The organism is Clostridium sp., assembly GCF_030532265.1.
GTDB lineage: Bacteria > Bacillota > Clostridia > Clostridiales > Clostridiaceae > Clostridium.
On the sequence record NZ_JAUNLM010000091.1, the window covers coordinates 1 to 4655 of the forward strand.

5 protein-coding genes are annotated in these 4655 nt (G+C 21.4%); 1 reads left to right on the forward strand and 4 read right to left on the reverse strand.

Annotated features, from left to right (window positions below):
- Window positions 1-46: 46 nt before the first annotated feature.
- Complete coding sequence (locus Q4E08_RS11480; RefSeq protein ID WP_303131082.1) at window positions 47-898, reverse strand: ParA family protein; 852 nt, start codon at window positions 896-898, stop codon at window positions 47-49.
- A 181-nt stretch (window positions 899-1079) separates the two neighbouring features.
- Here Q4E08_RS11480 and greA point away from each other — a divergent pair, with 181 nt between their 5' ends.
- Window positions 1080-1544 (forward strand): transcription elongation factor GreA, encoded by a 465-nt coding sequence (gene greA / locus Q4E08_RS11485; protein WP_303131083.1) that lies wholly within the window; start codon window positions 1080-1082, stop codon window positions 1542-1544.
- A gap of 144 nt (window positions 1545-1688) precedes the next feature.
- Here the strand turns inward: greA and Q4E08_RS11490 are convergent, their stop codons facing one another.
- The 3 genes from Q4E08_RS11490 to Q4E08_RS11500 form a co-directional block, all read right to left on the reverse strand.
- On the reverse strand, window positions 1689-1958 hold the full coding sequence (locus tag Q4E08_RS11490) for a hypothetical protein (protein WP_303131085.1): 270 nt from the start codon (window positions 1956-1958) through the stop codon (window positions 1689-1691).
- Window positions 1959-2084: 126 nt separating this feature from the next.
- Window positions 2085-3224, reverse strand: coding sequence for a flagellin lysine-N-methylase (gene fliB, locus Q4E08_RS11495; protein WP_303131087.1), 1140 nt, complete (start codon window positions 3222-3224; stop codon window positions 2085-2087).
- A 130-nt stretch (window positions 3225-3354) separates the two neighbouring features.
- Window positions 3355-4320: a tRNA-dihydrouridine synthase gene (locus tag Q4E08_RS11500; protein ID WP_303131088.1), complete on the reverse strand. Its 966-nt coding sequence runs from the start codon at window positions 4318-4320 to the stop codon at window positions 3355-3357.
- Between the last annotated feature and the right edge of the window lie 335 nt (window positions 4321-4655).

Below are 4655 nucleotides of genomic sequence, written 5' to 3' on the forward strand. Positions count from 1 at the left end.
TTAATCTTTCTTTTATCTCATCTAATATACCTTTTCTACTCATATTTTAACACCTTTCCATTATTTCCTTAACAAAACTATTTATTGTATTAAATTCACGCTCATATTTACCCTTTATTGTATTTTTACTTTCATCAAAATTAGATAAATTTGATATAATTGACCTATTTCCTATAACTGTATTAAATAACTTTGGTATATCACCATTATTACTTTGTATACTTAACGCTTCTTTTATAGTTGTATAAGGTTTATTATTTCTAAATCTGTTTATTATAACTCCAAGACCTTCTATAGAATAATTTTTATCTATCCTCTTAATTTCTCTAGACTTTTTATTAATCTTTTTTATTACTTGACTTAAACCATATGTTGATAATCTATCAGCAATTACAGGAATAATATAATACTGACTAAGATATATTCCACACATAGTTATTGCCCCTAAATTTGGAGGACAATCTACTAATATATAATCATATTCTTTCTTTAAATTTTTAAGTTCATTTTTTAGTATTGAAATTGAATTTTTTTCTTTATTTAACCATGAAACATCATCACAAATATCAATTAAATCTATACTAGATGGTAATATATCTAAATTTTCTATTCCTCCACCTATATTACTTACATTTTTTATTATTGATTCATTAATATCAAATGCTTTAGTATTTTCAATATTATCTAAAAATAATTGATGTATTGTTTTATTATTTTCATTAGCCTTACTCCATCTATCTTGACTAATAAGTAGTACAGTTGCATTTGTTTGTGGATCTAAATCTATAACTAAAACTTTTTTCTTATACTGTGCTGCTAAAACTTCTGCTGTTGCTACTAATAATGTTGTTTTTCCAACTCCTCCTTTAAGATTAATAAAACTAATTACTTTTGACATATTTATCTCCTAAAAATTACTTAATTTAAATATTATTCATTAAAATATATTCTAAATAACATAAATTATTTATTAATTTAAAAAAGTTTTTAATATGATATATTAAGTTTATTTGTCTTCTTTTATTTTCTTATATATACTATTAGTATTGACAGAAATTATTTTGGAGGGTTAAAACTTTATGAATAATAAACTAACAGCGGAAAATATAAAAAAATTAAGAGATGAATTAGAATATAGAATGACTGTAAAAAGAGCTGAAATTGCTAAAGAAAAATTAGTTGCAGCTGCCCATGGTGACAGATCAGAAAATGCTGAATATAAAGAGGCTTGTGCAAACTATAGAGAAAACGATAATAGAATTCAATATTTAATGACTATGATTTCAACTGCGACTTTAATAGATGAAGACGAAATTGATAAGTCAACTCTTGGAATTAATAGTAAAGCTAAAATTAAATTTGTTGAAGATGGTGATGAAGTTACAATAACACTTGTAACAACAATGGATTTAGACCCTGAGAATATGCTTATAAGTATTGAATCTGACTTAGGTAAAGCATTATCAGGTAAAAAAGCAGGAGACATAGTTGAAGTTAATGCTCCTGGAGAAAATTATACAGTTGAAGTATTAGAAATATTATAATAAAAACTATCTAAAAATAGAATTCATTTATTTTATAGAACTATTTTTAATACTATTTATCTAATTTAAACTTATAAAAATATTTCAACTAAATAAAAATTATAAAGGGACTGTTTTAACAGCCCCTTTTATTTAACATTTAAACTAAATATAATTAGATAATATATTAAGAATAACTATACATAATATTATTCCAATAAATCCTGCCAAAGTTACTTTTGTCTTAAAGTATTTGCTCTCCTTTTTTCCTTTTAATATTTTAATTAAATTCCTAATAAATACAAAAACTACTAATGCAAATAATATCAAAAGTATTGGCATTTCTAAAATAATTGCAAGTCTAATGTATGTTACTGATATTATTGTATAACATACAAAACAAAGTATAATACCAATAATATATAGAACCTCCATTATTACTCCTTAAAAATTATTTCTTTCTATATATTATTATTTTAAAACTAAATTTATTAATTTACATAAGAATAAACTTACTTTATTTTTTTAAATTTATAATATATTTTATTTTTACAAATTTTATTAAAATAAAGAGATAAAACATAAATATCCTACTTCTAAAATAACATCACCAAATCCATCAGCTAAAAACTCTTTAACTGCTTCTTCATTATTTTCAATAATTCTTGAAAAAACAACTATATAATCTTTTACATCTTCAATATATATTTTCTCTTTATTATCAATACAATATTTTAAAAATACAGCATATCTTATAAATAAATAATTAAGAATAATCATTTGAAAAGATATTGCCGTATCTTCAACATTATCTTTTGCACAATTACTAATAATTTTAGATAATATACAATTTTCAATTAAATTATTATATTTATCAAATAAAATCTTAAATTCTTTCCATTTTGATGCAAGTACATTAATTTCAACTTCTTCGGAAAAGTATGAAATATGTTGTAAAAATTTATTAAACATAGGTACTTCTTTATAATTTTGTATAATATCTAAAAATAAATAATTAATTTCTTCAATTGACTCATCTATATTTAAAGTAATTTCTTTATATTTATAAAAAATATTCTCTATATAGTCTTTATCTTTATATTTTTCTATTTCTTCTAATATAATATTATCTAAATTTGAAACTTCTAAAATAGATGATAACATTTCAAAACATATAATTAGCTTATATTCTAAACTAAAATCTTCTTGTTTTATAATATTAATTAAAGTTTCTCTAATTTTAAATTCTAATAAATTATTTTCAATTTGAATACCATTATCTGAATATAAATCTATTTTTCCCCTCATATCACTTATTATTTCTACTACTTCAGGACAAGAACAAGATAATGAAAGTTCTTTTCTATCATCAAAAATATTCTCTATTCTAGGAAACATATGACATGTTGAAGATAAATATCCTTCCCCATAATTTTTAACTATATAGCATAACCCCTTTTTATCTAAAAAAGGACATGCTTCATAAGTAGATTTTTTTATTAAATAATTATTTTTATTATCAATTTTCTTTACATTTTTTAAAATATACGTTGAATCACCTTTTACATTTTTCCATTTATCATAAGTAACATTATCTATACTTATATCCCAACCTTCGCAACATGTAAATTTACATTTATCAGCTACACACTTAAATTTATCATAATTTGAAATTTTAAATATATTATTTTCTTTATTCATATAACTTAACTCCATTTTTCTTTACTTAAATAAAACTATATTTTACTTATAATATAATATTTAAGTGAATTTATAAAAATAAGCTCACATTTAACTGTGAGCTTTAGTAATGCTTTAATTAAAATTATTTTTAACCTTGATTAGTAAATAATCCAGCTCCTTTTATAATTTCTTGTTCCTCAAATAAACTTGAAACAGCATCATTATAAGCATCTAATTTTTGTGCTTTTTTTATTTTTTTAGCGTACTTTTTATTATCTGAAAATATATGAACCATATATCCCCACAATTCCTTCATTCTAAATATAGCATTTCTATCTTCATTAAATAATTCCCTATATTCATTAAAAACTTCATCATGAAAATTCTTTAATGTCTTTTTATCTATAAACGCGTTATTTTTAATTTCATTCATTAATCCTGGATTAGCAAGTATTCCTCTTCCTAACATAAATTTATTAACTTGATTAAATTCTCTAATTAATTTATCATTATCTTCTTTTGTAAAAATATCTCCATTATAACATATATTATTTTTACTTAATTTTAAAGCATCTCTAAATACTTCTAAATTAGGCTTGTTCCCATAAAAATCTTTTTGCGTTCTAGGATGAATAATTAATTCCTCCATAGGATATTTATTATAAATTTCTATAAGTTTATAAAATTCATCTGTAGTATCTTTTCCTATTCTAGTTTTTATAGAAATTTTCATATCATCTATTTTAAATATTTCCTCTAAAAATTTATCTAATTCATCTCTTTTTGCTAAAAACCCTGAACCTCTATTTTTCGCAACAACAGTTCCTGATGGACACCCTAAATTTAAATTAATTTCATCATATCCTAATTGCTTTAATTTATTTGCAGTAAAAATAAATCCTTCTGAATCATTAGTAAGTATTTGGGGTACTATATTTATACCTTTATTATTTTCAGGTAATATATCTCTAAGTTCTTTGGTTTTAAGACTTCTACTATTATTTGGAACAATAAAAGGTGTAAAATATTTATCAATATTATCAAAAAACTTTTTGTAAGCGTTCCTATATATATAACCAGTTATTCCTTCCATTGGTGCAAAATAATATTTCATTTATTTTCTCCTTCGTTATTAATATAGACTATTATATCAACCTTCTTTTTTCTTATCCACATTATTTAATTCTTTTCTTTTCAATTTTATAAAATTATATTTTTAAGGTATTAATTCTCTTATTTAAATCTTTCTTTTTAAAGTAACTTATAAGAATAAAACAGCAATAATATTTAAAATATCATTGCTGTTTTTATGTACTATTATTTTTATATGTAATAAATATATTTTTTTAATATGTTTTATTTTATATAATTAATCCAACAATAGTTGCTGTTAATATACTTACTAAGGTTGCACCATATAATAATTTTAATCCAAAACGTGCAACTACA